The organism is Mycobacterium sp. 852013-50091_SCH5140682 (assembly GCF_001665685.1).
Lineage (GTDB): Bacteria > Actinomycetota > Actinomycetes > Mycobacteriales > Mycobacteriaceae > Mycobacterium.
Map to the genome: position 1 here is coordinate 155,777 of NZ_LZTB01000018.1, position 18,656 is coordinate 174,432.

At 68.5% G+C, this 18,656-nt stretch carries 18 protein-coding genes; 14 read left to right on the plus strand and 4 right to left on the minus strand.

Annotated elements, in window-relative coordinates:
- Position 1 precedes the first annotated feature (1 nt).
- The gene (nicT, locus tag A5784_RS07575) at positions 2–1,099 is read left to right on the plus strand and encodes a Nickel transporter NicT (protein ID WP_064943855.1); all 1,098 of its coding nucleotides are present in this window, start codon (positions 2–4) and stop codon (positions 1,097–1,099) included.
- On the opposite strand, the gene mtr is transcribed toward nicT, so the two are convergent.
- Together mtr and A5784_RS07585 are read right to left on the minus strand one after the other, a co-directional pair.
- Complete coding sequence (gene mtr / locus A5784_RS07580) at positions 1,096–2,481, minus strand: mycothione reductase (RefSeq protein WP_064943857.1); 1,386 nt, start codon at positions 2,479–2,481, stop codon at positions 1,096–1,098. The two genes, nicT and mtr, sit on opposite strands and share 4 nt — an antisense overlap.
- A gap of 8 nt (positions 2,482–2,489) precedes the next feature.
- On the minus strand, positions 2,490–3,485 hold the full coding sequence (locus tag A5784_RS07585) for an alpha/beta hydrolase (RefSeq protein WP_064943859.1): 996 nt from the start codon (positions 3,483–3,485) through the stop codon (positions 2,490–2,492).
- 171 nt (positions 3,486–3,656) lie between these two features.
- On the opposite strand from A5784_RS07585, the gene mqo reads away from it, so the two are divergent.
- The 9 genes from mqo to A5784_RS07630 all read left to right on the plus strand — a co-directional run bounded on the left by mqo (position 3,657) and on the right by A5784_RS07630 (position 15,020).
- The gene (gene mqo, locus A5784_RS07590; RefSeq protein WP_064943916.1) at positions 3,657–5,159 is read left to right on the plus strand and encodes a malate dehydrogenase (quinone); all 1,503 of its coding nucleotides are present in this window, start codon (positions 3,657–3,659) and stop codon (positions 5,157–5,159) included.
- Between the two features lie 13 nt (positions 5,160–5,172).
- Positions 5,173–5,658: a GNAT family N-acetyltransferase gene (locus A5784_RS07595; protein WP_064943861.1), complete on the plus strand. Its 486-nt coding sequence runs from the start codon at positions 5,173–5,175 to the stop codon at positions 5,656–5,658.
- 14 nt (positions 5,659–5,672) lie between these two features.
- Complete coding sequence (locus A5784_RS07600; protein ID WP_064943918.1) at positions 5,673–7,580, plus strand: magnesium chelatase subunit D family protein; 1,908 nt, start codon at positions 5,673–5,675, stop codon at positions 7,578–7,580.
- Between the two features lie 20 nt (positions 7,581–7,600).
- A complete protein-coding gene (gene cobO, locus A5784_RS07605; RefSeq protein WP_064943863.1) occupies positions 7,601–8,215 on the plus strand; it encodes a cob(I)yrinic acid a,c-diamide adenosyltransferase in 615 nt (204 codons plus the stop codon).
- Between the two features lie 88 nt (positions 8,216–8,303).
- On the plus strand, positions 8,304–9,671 hold the full coding sequence (locus A5784_RS07610) for a cobyrinic acid a,c-diamide synthase CobB (protein ID WP_064943865.1): 1,368 nt from the start codon (positions 8,304–8,306) through the stop codon (positions 9,669–9,671).
- A 52-nt stretch (positions 9,672–9,723) separates the two neighbouring features.
- Positions 9,724–10,932: a uroporphyrinogen-III C-methyltransferase gene (cobA, locus tag A5784_RS07615; RefSeq protein ID WP_064943867.1), complete on the plus strand. Its 1,209-nt coding sequence runs from the start codon at positions 9,724–9,726 to the stop codon at positions 10,930–10,932.
- Between the two features lie 102 nt (positions 10,933–11,034).
- Complete coding sequence (locus A5784_RS07620; RefSeq protein WP_156750437.1) at positions 11,035–12,564, plus strand: MFS transporter; 1,530 nt, start codon at positions 11,035–11,037, stop codon at positions 12,562–12,564.
- A gap of 49 nt (positions 12,565–12,613) precedes the next feature.
- Complete coding sequence (locus tag A5784_RS07625; RefSeq protein WP_197514659.1) at positions 12,614–13,237, plus strand: VOC family protein; 624 nt, start codon at positions 12,614–12,616, stop codon at positions 13,235–13,237.
- 25 nt (positions 13,238–13,262) lie between these two features.
- Positions 13,263–15,020, plus strand: coding sequence for a proline--tRNA ligase (locus tag A5784_RS07630; protein WP_064943873.1), 1,758 nt, complete (start codon positions 13,263–13,265; stop codon positions 15,018–15,020).
- A 48-nt stretch (positions 15,021–15,068) separates the two neighbouring features.
- Here the strand turns inward: A5784_RS07630 and A5784_RS07635 are convergent, their stop codons facing one another.
- Both A5784_RS07635 and A5784_RS07640 read right to left on the minus strand, forming a co-directional pair.
- Complete coding sequence (locus tag A5784_RS07635; RefSeq protein WP_064943876.1) at positions 15,069–15,551, minus strand: ferritin-like domain-containing protein; 483 nt, start codon at positions 15,549–15,551, stop codon at positions 15,069–15,071.
- Entirely contained in the window at positions 15,548–16,081 is a 534-nt protein-coding gene (locus A5784_RS07640) for a hypothetical protein (RefSeq protein WP_156750431.1), read from the minus strand. The genes A5784_RS07635 and A5784_RS07640 overlap by 4 nt, the downstream gene beginning before the upstream one ends.
- Positions 16,082–16,272: 191 nt before the next feature.
- On the opposite strand from A5784_RS07640, the gene rimP reads away from it, so the two are divergent.
- From rimP to A5784_RS37425, 4 genes are all read left to right on the plus strand, one after another.
- A complete protein-coding gene (rimP, locus tag A5784_RS07645; protein WP_064943878.1) occupies positions 16,273–16,815 on the plus strand; it encodes a ribosome maturation factor RimP in 543 nt (180 codons plus the stop codon).
- Between the two features lie 2 nt (positions 16,816–16,817).
- Positions 16,818–17,849: a transcription termination factor NusA gene (gene nusA / locus A5784_RS07650; RefSeq protein WP_064943880.1), complete on the plus strand. Its 1,032-nt coding sequence runs from the start codon at positions 16,818–16,820 to the stop codon at positions 17,847–17,849.
- Between the two features lie 174 nt (positions 17,850–18,023).
- Complete coding sequence (locus A5784_RS39945; RefSeq protein ID WP_502687502.1) at positions 18,024–18,269, plus strand: YlxR family protein; 246 nt, start codon at positions 18,024–18,026, stop codon at positions 18,267–18,269.
- A gap of 78 nt (positions 18,270–18,347) precedes the next feature.
- On the plus strand, positions 18,348–18,656 hold a 309-nt coding region (locus A5784_RS37425; RefSeq protein WP_502687500.1), incomplete at its 3' end, for a translation initiation factor IF-2 N-terminal domain-containing protein.

Consider the following 18,656-nt stretch of genomic DNA (forward strand, 5'->3'; position numbering starts at 1 on the left):
GATGAGCGTCGGCACCTTGACCGAGAGCACCACCACCACCACCCGCTTCGACCGCGCCGACTGGATGTCGATCGCCGCCACAGGCGGATTCGTGGCCCTGCTGCACATCGTCGGCTGGGGTGTACTCGTGGTCGGTGTGGCACCGCAACACATCACTCTCGGCTCGGCCGGGGTGTTCGGTGTCGGCCTCGGTGTCACCGCGTACCTGCTCGGCGTCCGGCACGCCTTCGACGCCGACCACATCGCCGTCATCGACAACACCACCCGCAAACTGGTCGGGGAGGGCACCCGGTCGCTGTCGGCGGGTTTCTGGTTCTCACTTGGGCATTCGAGTGTGGTGTTCGGCCTGGCGTTGCTGCTGGCGCTGGGCGTGCGGGCACTGGTCGGCCCGGTGCAGGACGAGGGCTCGCCGATGCTGCAGACCCTTGGTCTGATCGGCTCACTGGTCGCCGGAACGTTCCTGATCCTGATCGGGCTGACGAATCTTGTTGCCGCAGTGGGCATCGCCAAGGTGTTCCGGGCAATGCGCACCGGCGAACTCGATGAGGAAGAGCTCGAACGGCAGCTCAACCGGCGCGGTTTCCTGGCCCGCCTGCTGGGCCGCGTGATGGGGCGGGTGAACAAGCCGTGGCATCTGTACCTGGTCGGCTTCCTGATGGGGCTGGGTTTCGACACGGCCAGCCAGGTGGCGTTGTTGGTGCTGGCGGCCGGGACGGCGGCATTCACCCTGCCGTGGTACGCGGTGCTGGTGCTGCCGGTGCTGTTCGCCGCGGGCATGAGCCTGTTCGACACCCTTGACGGCATCTTCATGACACGGGCCTACGGCTGGGCGTTTCTGCAGCCGGTCCGCAAGGTGTACTACAACCTCACGGTCACGGTGCTCTCGGTGATCGTCGCTCTGGTCGTCGGCGTCATCGTGCTGGCCGGACTGCTGGTGGACCGCCTCGGCATCACCTCGGGTCCGCTCGCGCTGATCGGGTCGGCCGACCTGGAATTCGCGGGCTTCGCCATCGTCGGCATCTTCGTGGTGAGTTGGATTGCCGCCCTGGCGATCTGGCGGTTCGGCCGCATCGAGGAACGCTGGAGCACCCAGACCTAGTCGGCGAGTCCCAGCAGCGCGTTCTCGATCACCTCGGGTAGGGCCGGGTGGATCCAGTACTGCCCGTGGGCCACGTCGCGGGCGGTCTGGCCGAAGCTCATCGCCTGGATCAGGGGCTGGATGATCGACGACGCCTGGTAGCCCATGATGTGTGCGCCCAGGATTCGGCCGGTGCCGCGTTCGCCGATCAGCTTCGCGATGCCGGTGGTGTCCTCCATCGCCCAGCCGTAGGCGGTGTCGCCGTAGTTCTGCACCTTGATCACGATGTCGTGGCAGGCTTCCCGGGCTTCGGCCTCGGTCAGGCCGACGGTGGCGATCTGCGGTTCGGTGAACACCGCCGACGGCACGAACCGGTGGTCGGAGGCCACCAGCGTGGCGGTGTCGTCCCAGTCGCGCAGCAGGTTCTCCTTGACCACTCGGGCCTCGTGATTGGCGACGTGCTTGAGCTGGTATTCCGACGACACGTCGCCGAGCGCGTAAATGCCATGCGCCGTAGTGCGCTGATACTCGTCGACCACCACCCGGCCGTCGTCGTCGACCTCGACCCCGGCCAGCTCGCAGTCGAGCCCGTCTGTGCTGGGCACTCGGCCGGTGGCGACCAACAACATGTCGGCGGGCAGGGTTTCGCCGTCGTCGAATTCCAGAACGATGGTCTCCCCATCCTGATGGGAACCGACCACGTTCTCGTGCGTTCGCACGTCCCACTTCGCCGCGGCCAGCTCGCTGAACCGGTGGCAGATGGTCTCGTCGGTGTGGGTCAGCAGCCCCGCACCGCGCACGACGATGGTGATCCGCACGCCCAACGCCGAGAAGATGTGCGCGAATTCAGCGGCCACGAACCCGCCGCCGACGATCACGAGATGTTCGGGCAGCGCCGGGATCCGCATGATGTCGTCGCTGGTGTAGTACGTGACGCCGCACTGCGCGATGGCCGGCGGGATGAACGTGCGTGAACCGGCGGCGATCACCACCCGATCGCTGCTGAACTCCTCCCCGTCCTCGGTGCGCAGGGTGTAACGACCGTCGGGCAGCTTCGGGCCGAACCGCGTGTGGCTCGCGTACACCGTGATGTTCTCGGCGGAGCGGCGATAGTCCTCGCCACCGGCCGCGATCGGATCGATGCGGCCGAACACCCGGGACACGATCTCTGGCCAGCGCACCTTGTCGATGTGGGAATCGATGCCGTACTTCGCGCTGTCGCGGATCGTGTGGGCGACCTCGGCGGCGTAGACGAACATCTTGGTGGGGATGCAGCCCACGTTGAGACACGTGCCGCCGAAAGTGCCCTGCTCACAGATCGCGACCTTCTTGCCGGCATAGCGCTCGTCGAGAACGCTGTTGCCCGATCCGGTGCCGATGATCGTCAGATCGTAGTGTTTCACGTGAGCCTCTATCCGGAAGGTGTTGTGCTGGAGTTCAATTGCGAACTCAGGTAGCCGTCCAGCCACCCGTTGAGTTCGCGGTATGCCGCCGCGCGCGGTTCGGCCAGCGACAGGAAGACGTCGTGTTTGGCGTCGACGATCGGGACGATGGTGCTGCGATTGCCCACGCAGCCGGCCCAGCGCGCGATTTGACCGACGTCGAGTACCGCGTCGCCGCGCTGGATGGCCGCGGGATCGGGGGTTTCGGCGACGCTGTGGTCCGAGCGCAGGATCAGGTTGGGTACGCCGACGTCCAGGCCGCGATGCAACCGGGCCTGCCCGCGCCGGATCGCGTTGATCCACCCGATCGTGATGGGGAAGCCGCCCAACGGCTTCCAGTCGAGGTTGTAGTCGAACTCACCGCCGTACTCGCGGTGCAGGCTGGTGCCGTAGCCACCCTCGGTGGGCTTGCGGACCACGCTGAGCTTGCGCACCCGGGCCAGTGCGATCAGTGCGGCCGACGTGGGGGCGGTCCGGAGTATCGCCGGGCCGTGCAGATCCAGGAACGGGCTGTTGAGGATGAGGCCGCCCACGTTGTGCGTGGTCAGCCCGCCGCGTTGGCGCAACCGGTCGGCGAACAGCGTGACGATCAGGCCGCCCGCCGAATGGCCGGACAGGCAGACCCGGGCCCCATCCGTGTCGGCGGCGACGATCTGCAACGCGCGGATCAGTTCGGTGTCGTAGTTGGCCAGGTCGGTGGTGAAGTGTGGCGTCTGGCCACCACGGCGGGACCGGCCGCACTTGTGCAGATCGATCGCGTAGAACGCGAACCCGCGCTGCGCGAAGCGGTCGGCGAGTTCGGTGTGGAAGAAGTAGTCGGTGTAGCCGTGCAGAGCCAGCACCGCATGCTCGGCGGGACCGCCGTCACCGCGGCGCACCAGAGTGGCGACCAGATCGCCCTCGCCGTCGGGATCCGGGCCGAGCGTGATGGTCTGTTGCCAGAAGCCGGGTAGCACATCCGGCACCCAGGCGGGTTCCCGTGACGTCACAGGTTCACCCTAACCGGCGGTTGCGGTCACCCGGGTGACCAACAGCACTGGTACGCCCGCTCACCGGCCGACGGGGCCACGATAATCTTGGCAGAAGGACAGCCGTCGACGATGACGGGCGCTGCGAACGAAGGACGTGCGATTCAGGTGTCTGACGCAAAGGTAGCTGGGACTGAGAAAACCGACGTCGTCCTGGTGGGTGCGGGGATCATGAGCGCCACGCTGGGTGCGCTGATCCGCCTGCTGGAGCCGGACTGGTCCATCACCCTCGTCGAGCGCCTGGACGCTGCCGCCGCCGAGAGCAGCGATCCGTGGAACAACGCGGGCACCGGGCATTCGGCGCTGTGTGAGCTGAACTACACCCCGGAGAGCACCGGCGGCACCATCGACATCAGCAAGGCCGTCACCGTCAACGAACAGTTCCAGGTCTCGCGGCAGTTCTGGGCCTACGCCGCCGAGAACGGCGTGCTGACCGACGTCCGCAGCTTCCTCAACCCGGTTCCGCACGTCAGCTTCGTCCACGGGGCCGAAAACGTCGGCTACCTCAAGCGCCGCTACGACGCCTTGGTCGGCAATCCGCTGTTCGCAACGATGGAGTTCATCGACGACAAGGACGAGTTCACCCGACGGCTGCCGTTCATGGCCAAGGGTCGCGACTTCTCCGATCCGGTCGCACTCAACTGGACGCAGGCCGGCACCGACGTCGACTTCGGCTCGCTGTCGCGTCAGCTCATCGGATATACCGCCCAGCGCGGCATGGACACGCTGTTCGGCCACGAGGTCGAGAACCTGCGCAAGGAATCCGACGGCAGCTGGACGCTCAAGGTGACCAACCGCCGCACCGGCCTCAAGCGCAAGATCAACGCCAAGTTCGTGTTCGTCGGCGCAGGCGGTGGGGCGCTGCCGTTGCTGCAGAAGGCCGGCATCCCGGAGGCCAAGGGCTTCGGCGGGTTCCCGGTCGGTGGAGCATTCCTGCGGACCAACAACCAGGAGCTCACCGCCGGACATCGGGCCAAGGTGTACGGGTTGCCGCCGCTGGGTGCCCCGCCGATGTCGGTGCCGCACCTGGACACCCGCGTGATCAAAGGCAAGCAGTGGCTGCTGTTCGGCCCGTTCGCCGGATGGTCGCCCAAGTTCCTCAAGCAGGGCAAGGTCACGGATCTGCCGTTCTCGGTCAAGCCCGACAACATCATGTCGATGCTCGGCGTCGGGCTCACCGAGATGGGTCTGGTCAACTACCTCGTCGGCCAGCTGTTGCTCAGCGAGGCCGACCGGGTCGACACGTTGCGTGAATTCGCCCCCAGCGCAGTCGATTCCGATTGGGAGCTGGATGTCGCGGGGCAGCGCGTGCAGGTCATCCGGCGCAAGGGCGCAGGCGGTGTGCTGGAGTTCGGCACCACGGTGCTCTCGGCGGCCGACGGCAGCATCGCCGGGTTGCTCGGCGCATCGCCCGGCGCGTCCACCGCGGTGCCTGCCATGCTCGATGTGCTCGAGCGGTGCTTCGCCGACCGGTACGCGGGCTGGACACCCAAGCTCAAGGAGATGGTCCCGTCGTTGGGCACCAAGCTGTCCAACGAACCCAAGCTCTATGAGGAGGTGTGGGCATGGGGCACCCGGGCATTGAAGCTCGACGCCCCGGCCGGCGTGTGACGGCGGCGGGCATATGACGGTCGCGCCGCGCCGTAGTTGGGCCAAAGATCTCGACGCCGCAACGCTTTACGAGTTGCTCAAGCTGCGCATCGAGGTGTTCGTGGTCGAGCAGGCCTGTCCGTATCCGGAGCTGGACGGTCGTGATCTGCTGGCCGAGACCCGGCACTTCTGGCTCGAAGGGCCCGACGGTGAGGTGATCTCCACGCTGCGGCTGATGGAGGAACATCCCGGCGGGGAGAAGGCTTTTCGCATCGGCCGCGTGTGCACCAAACGTGACGCGCGCGGTCAGGGCCACACCACCCGCTTGATGCAGGCCGCGTTGGCCGAGGTCGGCGACTACCCGTGCCACATCGACGCGCAGACCTATCTCGAGGACATGTACTCGCGGCACGGGTTCATGCGGGACGGTGACGAATATCTCGACGACGGCATCCCACACGTGCCGATGGTGCGCCCCGGAGCGCGAACCGACGAACGCTCACGCGAGGAGCCGATGTGACGATCCGCGAACGTTTGCGCGAGGAGCCGGCCTCCTACGCCTACCCGTTCAGCGCGATCGTCGGGCAGGACCGATTGCGGCTGGCCCTGGTCCTGTGCGCCGTGCGGCCCGAGATCGGCGGCGTCTTGATCCGCGGCGAGAAAGGCACGGCCAAGTCGACCGCGGTGCGGGCGTTGGCGGCGGTGTTGGCCGCGGTCGACGACGATGCGCGGCTGGTCGAACTGCCGATCGGTGCGACCGAGGACCGCGTGGTCGGCTCGTTGGATCTGCAGAAGGTGCTGCGTGACGGCGAGCATGCGTTTTCGCCCGGCCTGCTGGCGCGCGCGCACGGCGGGGTGCTCTACGTCGACGAGGTCAACCTGCTGCACGACCATCTGGTCGACGTGCTGCTCGACGCCGCCGCGATGGGTCGGGTGCACGTCGAGCGCGACGGCATATCGCACTCGCACGAGGCCCGGTTCGTGCTGATCGGCACGATGAACCCCGAGGAGGGGGAGCTGCGGCCGCAGCTGCTCGACCGGTTCGGGCTGACCGTCGATGTCGCGGCCTCACGTGAGGTCGACGTACGGGTCGAGGTGATCCGGGCCAGGATGGAATTCGAGGCCGACCCTGAGGGTTTTGTGCGCCGCTACGCCGACGCCGATGCCGAGGTGTCCCGGCGGATCGCCAAGGCGCGGGCCGCGATCAGCTCAGTAGTGCTGCCCAACAACGAGTTACGGCGTATCGCCGCCCTGTGTGCGGCCTTCGACGTCGACGGCATGCGCGCGGATCTGGTGGTGGCGCGTACCGCGGTCGCGCACGCCGCGTGGCGGGCGGCCTCCACCGCCGGGGCGAGCGACGCGACGGGACAACTCACGGTCGAGGAAGAAGACATCCGGGTGGCCGCCGAGCTGGCGCTGCCGCACCGTCGGCGCCGCGACCCGTTCGACGATCCCGGGCTGGACCCCGAGCGCCTGGACGAGGCCATGGACCAGGCGGCAGAAGCGGCGGCCGAGCCGAACGCGGATAACGATCCCGAGTTCGACCCCGACCCGCCCGGCGGTGGCGGCCAAGCCAGCTCCCCTCCGGAAAGCCAAGGATCCCAAGGTAATTCGAAGGCCACGCCGAACCGTCCCAGTGCGCCTCCCGCGGCGGTGTTTCGCACGAAGGCGCTGGTGGTGCCGGGTGTCGGTGAGGGCGCGCCGGGCCGGCGCTCTCGCGCACGCAACCGCACCGGCACGCCCATCGCGGCCACCGCCGAATCCGGTGCGGGGCACGGTCTGCACGTGTTCGGCACGCTGCTGGCCACTGCAGGCCGCCAGACCCAGCCGGGCCGGCCCCGCCCCGCGCCCGACGACGTCCGGCGTGCGATTCGCGAAGGCCGGGAAGGCAATCTGGTGATCTTCGTCGTCGACGCATCCGGGTCGATGGCCGCGCGTGACCGCATGTCGGCGGTCGGCGGCGCCACGCTGTCGCTGCTGCGCGATGCCTATCAGCGCCGGGACAAGGTCGCGGTGATCACGTTCCGGCAGCAGGATGCGCGGGTGCTGCTGCCTCCGACGTCCTCGGTGCACATCGCCAGCAGGCGGTTGGCGCGGTTCGACACCGGCGGGAAAACCCCACTGGCGCAAGGCTTGTTGGCTGCCCGCGATGTGGTGGTGCGGGAGCGCGCCCGGGACCGGGCGCGCCGTCCGCTGGTCGTGCTGCTCACCGACGGGCGGGCCACCGGCGGCCCCGACCCGCTGGGCCGTACCCGCGCGGCCGCGGCCCTGCTGGTCGCCGAAGGAGCCGCGGCTGTTGTCGTCGATTGTGAAACGTCTTTTGTGCGGCTGGGTTTGGCGGAGCAACTGGCCCAACAGCTCGGTGCCCCGGCAGTGCGCTTGGAGCATCTGCACGCCGACAGTCTGACCCGGCTGGTCACGGCGCGGGCCGACGCCGCTTAGCGCGAAAGAGAGGACCAGCCATGCCACAGGGCCAGCCGCTGACCGTTCCCGACGACGGGCTGACCACCAAAGCCCGGCGCAATGCGCCGCTGCTGGCCGTGCACACCGGGCCGGGCAAGGGCAAATCCACCGCCGCGTTCGGCATGGCCCTGCGAGCCTGGAATCAGGGTTTCCGGGTCGCGGTGTTCCAGTTCGTCAAGAGCGCGAAGTGGAAGGTGGGGGAGGAGGCCGTGTTTCGTGAGCTCGGCCGACTGCACGACGAGCATGGCACCGGCGGGCCGGTGGAATGGCACAAGATGGGTTCGGGATGGTCGTGGACCCGCAAGCACGGGTCTGACGTCGACCACGCCGCCGCGGCCGCCGACGGATGGGCGGAGATCACCCGTCGGCTCGCCGCCGAGCAGCACGACTTCTATGTGCTCGACGAGTTCACCTATCCGCTGAAGTGGGGGTGGGTGGACGTGGCCGATGTCGTCGCGACGCTCACTGCGCGTCCCGGCACGCAGCATGTGGTGATCACCGGTCGCGACGCGCCGCAGGACCTGATCGACGCCGCCGACCTGGTGACCCAGATGACCAAGATCAAGCACCCGATGGATGTCGGCCGCAAGGGGCAGAAGGGCATCGAGTGGTGACCGTGGCCCACCTTTCTTGCGCGAGCAGTCACTCAGGTACCCCGACACGCCGGTTTTCGGGTACCTATGTGTCTGCTCGGCCGGGAAAGTGACCACCACCCCGGCGGTGGTGGTCGCCGCACCCGCATCGGGCAGCGGGAAGACCACGGTGGCAACGGGTCTGATCGGGGCACTGCGCCGGGCCGGAAACACCGTGGCGCCGTTCAAGGTCGGCCCCGATTTCATCGACCCCGGCTACCACGCGCTGGCCGCAGGCAGGCCGGGGCGCAACCTCGATCCCGTGCTGGTCGGCAACGACCTGATCGGCCCGCTGTACCGGCACGGCAGCTCCGGCGCTGACATCGCCGTCGTCGAGGGCGTGATGGGCCTGTTCGACGGGCGCATCGACGACCGGATGCACGGCACACCGCGGGGCTCCACGGCACAGGTCGCCGGGCTGCTGGGCGCTCCCGTGGTGCTGGTGGTCGACGCGCGTGGGCAGAGCCACAGCGTCGCAGCGCTGCTGCACGGCTTTGCGACGTTCGACCCCGATGTGCACATCGCGGGGGTGATCCTCAACCGGGTCGGCTCGCCCCGGCATGAGGAGGTGCTGCGGCAGGCCTGTGAGCACGCCGGCGTCCCGGTTTTCGGGGCGATCCCGCGCGACGACGAACTCGCTGTTCCCTCAAGGCATCTGGGCCTGGTCACGGCGGTCGAGCATGGCAGGCGGGCGGCCGCTGCGGTGGCCGCGATGACCGCCCTGGTGGCGCGCCACGTCGACCTGGCGGCGGTGCAGGCGGCCGCGGCCGCCCACGTGGCGGCCCAGCCGTGGTCCCCGGACGGCGCCGGTTCGGTGGCCGAGACCACGGTCGCGCTGGCGGCGGGCAAGGCGTTCAGCTTCGGCTACACCGAGCACGGTGAACTGCTGCGCGCGGCGGGTGCGGTGGTGGCGGAATTCGACCCGCTGATCGATCCGTTGCCGGCGGGCACCGACGCGCTCGTGCTACCGGGCGGTTTCCCCGAGCAGTTCACCGCCGAGTTGTCGGCCAACGATGTTGTGCGCGAGCAGATCCGCGCTCTCGCCCGCCGCGGCGCACCGGTGCATGCCGAATGCGCGGGCCTGACCTATCTGCTCGACGATCTCGACGGGGCACCGATGTGCGGGGTGCTGCCCGGCTCGGCGCGGTTCACCGAACGACTGACGCTCGGGTACCGGGACGCCGTCGCGGTGGTCGACTCCTCGCTGCACGTCGCGGGGGACCGGGTCACCGGGCACGAATTCCACCGCACCGCAGTCACTTTCGCTGACAAGCAGGATCCGGCGTGGGCGTTCACCGACGCGCAGCGCCGTCCCGTCACCGACGGTGCGGTACGAGGCGGGGTACATGCGGGCTACCTGCACACCCACCCTGCCGCCCACCCGCAGGCCATCACCCGGTTCGTGGTGGCGGCGGCACGCTCTAAGCTCGGCGGGTGATGCGGACGCGAGGAGCAGTTGTGATGGGCGAGCGCGGGCGCGAGGAGGCGAAATGACTGACAACGCCTACCTCGTCGGCCTGCGCCTGTCGGGCAGAAAGGTGGTCGTCGTCGGCGGCGGAACCGTCGCCCAGCGCCGACTGCCGCTGCTGATCGCCAACGGCGCCGATGTACACGTCATCGCCCGCGCCGCGACCCCGGCGGTGGAGGCCTTGGCTCAGGCCGACCCGGGCATCACCCTTGCGCTGCGCGACTATCAGTCCGGCGATCTCGACGGCGCCTGGTACGTGATCGCGGCCACCGACGATCACGACGTCAACACCGCGATCTCCGACGAGGCTCAGCAGCGCCGCATCTTCTGCGTGCGCGCCGACATCGCCCGCGAGGGTTCAGCGGTGACCCCGGCCACCTTCGATTACGACGGACTGTCGGTGGGCGTATTGGCTGGGGGCGAACACCGTCGTTCGGCGGCCATCCGCTCGGCCATCCATGAGGCGCTGCAGCGCGGCGTGATCACCGCCGAGGCGACCGGCGAGGCACCGAGCGGCGTGGCGCTGGTGGGCGGCGGCCCCGGCGATCCGGAACTGATCACGGTGCGCGGTCGGCGGTTGCTGGCCCGCGCCGACGTCGTCGTCGCCGACCGGCTGGCGCCACAGGATCTGCTCGCCGAACTGGGCCCGCACGTCGAGGTGATCGACGCGGCGAAGATCCCGTACGGGCGCGCGATGGCGCAGGACGCCATCAACCAGGTGCTCGTCGAGCGGGCCCGGGCCGGAAAGTTCGTGGTGCGGCTCAAGGGCGGTGACCCGTTCGTGTTCGCGCGGGGCTACGAAGAGGTGATCGCGTGCGCCGACGCCGGCATTCCGGTGACAGTCGTGCCGGGTGTGACAAGTGCCATAGCAGTTCCTGCGCTGGCCGGCGTTCCGGTCACCCACCGGGGCCTGACGCACGAATTTGTGGTGGTCAGCGGGCATGTTGCGCCCGGGCACCCGGAATCGTTAGTGAATTGGAATGCGCTGGCCCAGATGACCGGCACCATCGTGCTGCTGATGGCCGTCGAGCGCATCGAGTTGTTTGCCAAAGCTCTTCTCGACGGTGGACGACCTGCGGATACGCCTGTTCTGGTGGTGCAGCACGGAAGTACGGTGGCACAGCGGACGTTGCGGGCCACTCTCGGTGACGCGTCGGAAAAGATCCGCGAAGACGGCATCCGACCTCCCGCGATCATCGTGATCGGGGCCGTGGCGGGCTTCGCCGGTTAAAGGATTCTTAAGATTACTGTAAGGTAACCGGCTATGACGGCTCTCAATGACGCAGAGCGCGCAGCAATGGACCGCGATGCCGGGGAGGATCGGGTTTTGCCGATGTACCAGGCTGCAGGCAACGACGGTGACCAGCGTGACGGGATCGCTTCACGGCTCCCGGCATGGGTCCCGTCGTGGGGTTTTCTGTCGGCGGTCATCGCCATCGCAGGCATGCAGCTGCTCGCCACCATGGACAGCACCGTCGCGATCGTCGCGCTCCCACGGATCCAGGACGAGCTCGGCCTGTCCGACGCCGGCCGCAGCTGGGTCATCACGGCCTATGTGCTGACCTTCGGCGGTTTGATGCTGCTCGGCGGACGCCTCGGCGACACCATCGGCCGCAAGCGCACCTTCATCGTCGGTGTCGCGCTGTTCACCATCGCCTCCATCCTGTGCGGCAGCGCATGGAACGAGGCCACGATGGTGACCGCGCGGCTGCTGCAAGGCATCGGCGCGGCGATCGCATCGCCCACCGGCCTGGCGCTGGTGGCCACCACGTTCCCCAAGGGCCCGGCTCGCAACCTGGCCACCGCGGTGTTCGGCGCGATGACCGCCATCGGCTCGGTGATGGGTCTGGTGGTCGGCGGGGCGCTGACCGAGGTGTCCTGGCGGTGGGCCTTCATGGTCAACGTGCCGATCGGTCTGGTGATGCTCTACCTGGCCCGCACCGCCCTGCGCGAGACCAACCGCGAGCGCATGAAGCTGGACGCGGCCGGTGCGCTGCTGGCCACCCTGGCCTGCACCGCGGCAGTGTTCGCGTTCACCCAGGGCCCTGAGCGCGGCTGGCTCTCGCCTGTCACGCTGGGTTCGGGTGCGGCCGCGGCGGTCTTCGGTCTGGCCTTCCTCATCGCCGAACGCAACGCGGAGAACCCCGTCGTCCCGTTCGATCTGTTCCACGAGCGCAACCGCGTCGCCACCTTCGCCGCGATCTTCCTGGCCGGCGGCGTGCTGTTCACCCTGACCGTGCTGATCGGCCTGTATGTGCAGGACATCCTCGGCTACAGCGCCCTGCACGCCGGTGTCGGGTTCATCCCGTTCGTGGTCGGCATGGGCATCGGCCTCGGCGTGGCCTCGCAGGCAGTGCGGTTCTTCTCACCGCGGGTGCTGGTCATCGCGGGCGGAATCCTGGTGCTCGGCGCGATGCTGTACGGCTCGACGCTGCACGCGGGCATCCCGTACTTCCCGAACCTGGTGGTTCCGATCACGATCGGCGGCATCGGTATCGGCATGATCGTGGTGCCGCTGACCCTGGCCGCCATCGCCGGGGTGGGCTTCGACAGGATCGGTCCGGCATCGGCCATCGCGCTGATGCTGCAGAACCTGGGCGGCCCGCTGGTGTTGTCGGTGATCCAGGCCGTCATCACGTCGCGCACGCTGTACCTGGGCGGCACTACCGGCCCGGTCAAGAACATGAACCCTGCGCAGCTGGCCGCGCTGGACGCCGGCTATACCTACGGCCTGCTGTGGGTGGCTGCGGTGGCGGTCCTGGTCGGCGGGGCGGCCCTGTTTATCGGATACACCGCTGAGCAGGTGGCCCACGCGCAGGACGTCAAGGACGCGATGGACGCCGGCGAGCTCGACGTCGAATGACGCCGTGAGCCGTCCGACCCGTCAACAGATCTCCGACGCCGTCGGAGAAATGGGGTGGCGCCTGATTCTCGGGGCGGTCTACACGGAGGTGCTGACGCCGTCGATGGCCGACGCCGTGACCGCCGCGTCGCACGCAGTTGAAGCGGCCGGCTCCGATGCGTCGAACCATCTCACCGTCGACATCCGGGCCGACCGGGCAGTGCTGCGGCTGCAGTGCACTCAAAACCGCTGGGTCACCGAGCGCGACATCGAGCTGGCAGCCGAGGTGTCGCGGGCACTGGCCGGCAGGGGGTTCGAGATGACCACCGGCGGGGCTGTGCAGGCCTTGGAGATCGCCATCGACGCGCTGGACATCGCTGCGGTGCGGCCCTTCTGGAAAGCCGTCACCGGATACGATGACGAGCTCGACTCGTCTGACCTCAACGCAGGCCTCGTCGACCCGTTCGGCCGTGGGCCGGCGATCTGGTTTCAACAGATGGATGCGCCGCGGCCCCAACGCAATCGGATCCACCTCGACATCGACGTCCCGCATGACGTGGCGCAAGCCCGGGTCGATGCGGCACTGGCCGCGGGTGGCACGCTGCTCAGCGACCGCCAGGCTCCGCGCTTCTGGGTACTGGCCGACGCCGAGGGCAACGAGGCGTGCATCTGCACCTGGCAGGGCAGGGACTGAGCACCACGCCTTAAGGTTGTCGCCTGTGATCACCCGTATGTCAGAGCTGTTTCTGCGCACCCTGCGCGACGACCCCGCCGATGCCGAGGTGCCCAGCCACAAACTGCTGATCCGGGCCGGATACGTACGCCCGGTCGGCCCCGGCATCTACAGCTGGCTGCCGCTGGGACTTCGGGTTCTGCGCCGGATCGAGAAGATCGTCCGCGACGAGATGAATGCCATCGGCGGCCAGGAGATCCTGTTGCCCGCCCTGCTGCCCCGCAGCCCGTATGAAACCACCAACCGGTGGACCGAATACGGCGACACCCTGTTCCGGCTGCAGGACCGCCGAGGCAACGACTATCTGCTCGGGCCCACCCACGAGGAGATCTTCACGCTGACGGTCAAGGGGGAGTACTCCTCCTACAAGGACTTCCCGGTCCTGCTGTACCAAATCCAGACCAAGTACCGCGACGAGGCCCGGCCGCGCGCGGGCATTCTGCGCGGCCGTGAGTTCGTGATGAAGGATTCGTACTCGTTCGACGTGGACGACGACGGGCTCAAGAACGCCTACCACGCCCACCGCGAGGCCTACCAGAAGATCTTCGGACGGCTGGGCGTGCGCTATGTGATCGTGTCGGCGGTGTCGGGCGCGATGGGCGGCAGTGCCTCCGAGGAGTTCCTGGCCGAAAGCGAAGTCGGTGAGGACACATTCGTGCGCTGCCTGGAATCCGGGTACGCCGCCAACGTCGAAGCCGTCGTCACGCGGGCCCCGGCGCCCCTGCCGATCGAGGGACAACCCCCGGCAGTGGTGTACGACACCCCCGACACCCCGACCATCGCGACACTGGTCGACTGGGCCAATTCAGCAGGCCTGGAACAGTTCTCGGGCCGAGCGGTCACTGCGGCCGACACCTTGAAGAACCTTCTGCTCAAGACCCGCGAGCCCGGTGGCGACTGGGAGCTGCTCGCGGTGGGCGTGCCCGGCGACCGCGACATCGACGAGAAGCGGCTGGGCGCGGCCCTGGAGCCGGCTGAGTTCGCGCTGCTCGACGAGGCCGACTTCGCCAAGAACCCGTTCCTGGTCAAGGGATACGTCGGCCCGAAAGCCTTGCTGGAGAACGGTGTTCGCTACCTCGTCGACCCCAGGATCGTGGAGGGTACGGCCTGGATCACCGGCGCCGACGCGCCCAACAAGCACGTCGTCGGCCTGGTCGCCGGCCGCGACTTCACCCCGGACGGCACCATCGAAGCCGCCGAGGTCCGCGACGGCGACCCGTCGCCCGACGGCGCAGGCGTGCTGACCTCGGCGCGAGGCATCGAGATCGGCCACATCTTCCAGTTGGGCCGCAAGTACGCCGACGCTTTCACCGCCGACGTGCTCGGTGAGGACGGCAAGCCGGTCCGGTTGACCATGGGTTCCTACGGCATCGGCGTGTCCCGCATGGTCGCCGTGATCGCCGAACAACAGCACGACGAGCTGGGGTTGCGCTGGCCCGCTTCGGTGGCCCCGTTCGACGTGCACGTCGTGGTGGCCAACAAGGACGAGGCGGCCCGGGCGGGTGCCACGGAGCTGGTCGCCGGACTGGACCGGCTCGGCCACGAGGTACTCTTCGACGACCGCAAGGCCTCGCCAGGGGTCAAGTTCAAGGACGCCGAGTTGCTCGGCATGCCGTGGATCGTCGTGGTCGGCCGCGGCTGGGCCGACGGCACCGTGGAACTGCGTAACCGGTTGACGGGCGAGAACCGCGAAATCGCCGTGGACGACGCTGTCACGGAGATCTCGGCGGCGCTGGCCGGCTAACGCGCACGCGAGGAGCAATAGCAGCCGCGCGCCCGCGGCGGCACCGGGTCAGCTGGACTCGGTGCCGCCCGGGAAGGCGACGGTCACCGGCCAGGCATTGAGCTGGGCGCGCCATTTCGCGGCGGTCACCGCCGACTGCGTCAGGGCTGTCACCGCGAAGGCGCGGTCACTGTCGGTGGTGGCCTGCTCGAGCACGGCGCGCCAGGCCACGGCGGCGTCCTGTTCCATGCGAACGGCGAGGTTCGCCGCGTCGGTGGGGTTGGCGACCGGTATCGGCACCTGATATCCGGCCGCCGGCAGCGGCGGAGACACCGACCGGGCGCCCAGCATGGCGATCGCGGCTTCGCGGCGATCGCGATGCTCGGCCATGGCGGCCGCCACCAGCGCGTTGTCGTCTGGCGTGGAGTGCGCGGAGACCAAGCCGTAGCCGTAGACGATGCCGTGCTCGGCGGCGACGGCGTCGAACAGGGCACGGTCGGCCGGATCGGCCGGGCGCGCAGGTCCCGAAGGTGGCGGTTCGGTGGTCGTCATTGCGCACCGCCCAGCGCGACGGTGTAGGCAGCAACGCACGCCGCGGCGATCGACCCAACCAGCCCGGCGCGGTACCCGGAGAGCCGCGCGGCCAGCGTCGTGGCCTCCTGCCCGGACTGCTTGAGCGCATTGATCACATCGGCCACCGTCGGAGCGGGTGCCGGAGCGCCCGACGCGGGTGTCGTCGTGGTGGACGACGCCGACGCCGACGGCTGCGCGGTCGGTGCCTTGGTCCCGGCCATCCGAACCAGTTCGTCGGTCAGCGCCTGGGCATGCGCCGAGCGTTCGGATGCCACGGTCGTCAAGGCCCGCGCCTGCGCGGACTGCGCAGGTTGGGTGGCCGCGGCGGCGGAGGCCAGCTTGCTGTCGGCGCGGGCCCGGTCCAGCTGAGCGGCCAGATCCGCGAGGTCGGGCGATGGTGGAGGGTCTGCGCAGCCGGCGGCAGCGACGCCAAGCACGGCCAGGGCGGCGGCCGAGACCAATGCCCGCCGCCGGCTGATTTTCGGTAGGGCGCTCGGCACGAGCAACATCCTGCCATTGCCTCGCGCCGCCGCGGCACAGCGCCGAGGGTGTGGTCCCGGACGGGACATTCGCCGTCCACCGCCCTTGGTTCGCCCGTTGCGGCCATGGCCCTGGCGTATCGTGGAAAGTCGATTCCGGGGGGCCTGCCAGGGCTTCGGCCCGGAATCTCGTCCGGACAACTCAAGATGAGGAGCTCGCCGTGGCACCGGATCCGAAGTTGCGGTCTGCGGATTTGCCGTCGCAGAAGCAGGTGATCGAGCTACTGGACGGCGAATTCGCGCGCGCTGGATACGAGATCGACCAGGTTGTCGTCGACGCTGCCGCGCGCCCGCCCCGCATCACGATCGTGGCCGACGGCGACGACGGCCTCGACCTCGACGCTGTCGCGCAGCTGTCCAGGACTGCCTCGGAGTTGCTGGATCAGCTCGACCGGACCGGCGACGCGCCGTATGTGCTGGAAGTCACCTCGCCTGGTGTGGACCGGCCGCTGACCGAGCACAAGCACTTCCGTCGGGCCCGCGGTCGCAAGGTGGAGCTGACCCTCGCCGACGGTACCCAGCTGACCGGACGGGTCGGGCCGAGCGATACCGAGTCGGTCGAGATCGTCGTCAGGGATGGGCGAGATTTCGCCGTGCGTCGCTTCGAGCTGGCCGATGTTGTCAAAGCGGTTGTCCAAGTGGAGTTTTCACCGCCAAGCCCGCGCGAGTTGGAGTTGGCCGGAGAAACCGGGAAGGGGGCCTGAGCATGAACATAGATATGGCGGCGCTGCATGCCATCGAAGCCGACAAAGGCATCACGGTCGATGTGGTCGTGGACACCATCAAATCGGCCCTACTGACCGCCTACCGGCACACCGACGGTCACGAACCCGACGCGTACATCGACATCGACCGGAAAACCGGTGCCGTCAAGGTCATGGCCCGCCAGACCGATGCGGACGGCAACGTCATCCACGAATGGGACGACACGCCCGAGGGGTTCGGCCGAATCGCGGCCACCACCGCGCGTCAGGTGATCCTGCAACGGCTGCGCGACGCGGAGAACGAGAAGACCTACGGCGAATTCTCGGCCCACGAGGGCGACATCGTCGCAGGTGTCATCCAGCGTGACGCACGGGCCAACGCCCGCGGGCTGGTTGTGGTGCGGATCGGCAGCGAGACCAAGGGCTCCGAAGGCGTGATCCCCGCGGCCGAGCAGGTGCCGGGGGAGCGCTACGAGCACGGCGACCGGCTCCGCTGCTACGTCGTCGGCGTCACCCGCGGCGCCCGGGAACCGCTGATCACGCTGTCGCGCACCCATCCCAACCTCGTGCGCAAACTGTTCTCGCTCGAGGTGCCCGAGATTGCCGACGGATCGGTGGAGATCGTCGCGGTGGCTCGCGAGGCCGGCCATCGGTCCAAGATCGCTGTCGCGTCGCGGGTACCGGGTCTCAACGCCAAGGGCGCCTGCATCGGACCTATGGGCCAGCGTGTTCGCAACGTCATGAGCGAGCTGTCCGGCGAGAAGATCGACATCATCGACTTCGACGACGACCCGGCCCGATTCGTCGCCAACGCCCTCTCGCCGGCCAAGGTCGTGTCGGTGTCGGTGATCGACGAGGCAGCCCGCGCCGCGCGGGTCGTCGTGCCAGATTTCCAGCTGTCTCTGGCCATCGGCAAGGAGGGGCAAAATGCCAGGCTGGCGGCCCGATTGACGGGATGGCGCATCGACATCCGCAGCGACGCCGCCCCGCAACCCGACTCCGACCCTGCGCCGCGGGCAGTGCCTGAGCGCTAGGACCGGTAGTCGGTTCGGAGCACAGCCCGCGGGGCGGTAGACTCAGCCGTGATCCAGCGCGAGTCTCCGGCCTCCACGCGTCAACGCAACCCCGGCAGTTCTGTCGGACCGGTGCGGACATGCGTCGGGTGCCGGAAACGAGAGTTGGCCAACGAATTGTTTCGTGTGGTCGCGGTGATGGACGGGAATGGGCAGTGTGCCATTACCGTTGACACAACGACCAGCCTGCCCGGGCGTGGTGCTTGGTTGCATCCCGACCGACAGTGCGTACAGGTGGCAATCCAGCGGCGGGCATTCGTACGAGCGTTGCGCATCGCCGGTTCACCGGACACCTCCGCGGTGGTCGAGTTTGTCGAAGAGTTGTCAGCCTCGACCGCCCGCTCAGAAGAACAGGTAGCGAAGAACATGAGCACACCGTGAAGTCCCGATGACCATGCGTCATAGCTAACCCGAGGCGCGGCGCCTACCACCGCTGTCGCCTCTAGATGAGGAGAAGTAGTGGCAGGTAAGGCCCGTGTACACGAGTTGGCGAAGGAACTCGGTGTCACAAGTAAGGAACTCTTAGCCAAGCTCAAAGAGCAGGGAGAGTTCGTCAAGTCGGCGTCCTCCACAGTGGAGGCGCCGGTTGCGCGTCGGCTGCGCGAATCGTTCGGTTCGAAGACCGAGTCCAAGCCTGAGGCGCGTACCAGCGCCAAGCCCGGTGACAGGCCTCGTGGCCAGGGCAACGGCGCAGGGGGGGGGGGGGGGGGGGGGGGGGGGGGGGGGGGGGGGGGCGGGGGGGGGGGGCGGGGGGGGGGGGGGGGGGGT

Bases quoted from the DNA above. Each gene is read 5' to 3' on its own strand.
- A5784_RS07640 (WP_156750431.1), bottom strand. From the start codon at position 16,081: ATGTTGCTCGTGCCGAGCGCCCTACCGAAAATCAGCCGGCGGCGGGCA.
- A5784_RS07625 (WP_197514659.1), top strand. From the start codon at position 12,614: ATGGGGTGGCGCCTGATTCTCGGGGCGGTCTACACGGAGGTGCTGACG.
- A5784_RS07595 (WP_064943861.1), top strand. From the start codon at position 5,173: ATGACGGTCGCGCCGCGCCGTAGTTGGGCCAAAGATCTCGACGCCGCA.
- nicT (WP_064943855.1), top strand. From the start codon at position 2: ATGAGCGTCGGCACCTTGACCGAGAGCACCACCACCACCACCCGCTTC.
- cobO (WP_064943863.1), top strand. From the start codon at position 7,601: ATGCCACAGGGCCAGCCGCTGACCGTTCCCGACGACGGGCTGACCACC.
- A5784_RS07635 (WP_064943876.1), bottom strand. From the start codon at position 15,551: ATGACGACCACCGAACCGCCACCTTCGGGACCTGCGCGCCCGGCCGAT.
- A5784_RS07620 (WP_156750437.1), top strand. From the start codon at position 11,035: ATGTACCAGGCTGCAGGCAACGACGGTGACCAGCGTGACGGGATCGCT.
- nusA (WP_064943880.1), top strand. From the start codon at position 16,818: ATGAACATAGATATGGCGGCGCTGCATGCCATCGAAGCCGACAAAGGC.
- cobA (WP_064943867.1), top strand. From the start codon at position 9,724: ATGACTGACAACGCCTACCTCGTCGGCCTGCGCCTGTCGGGCAGAAAG.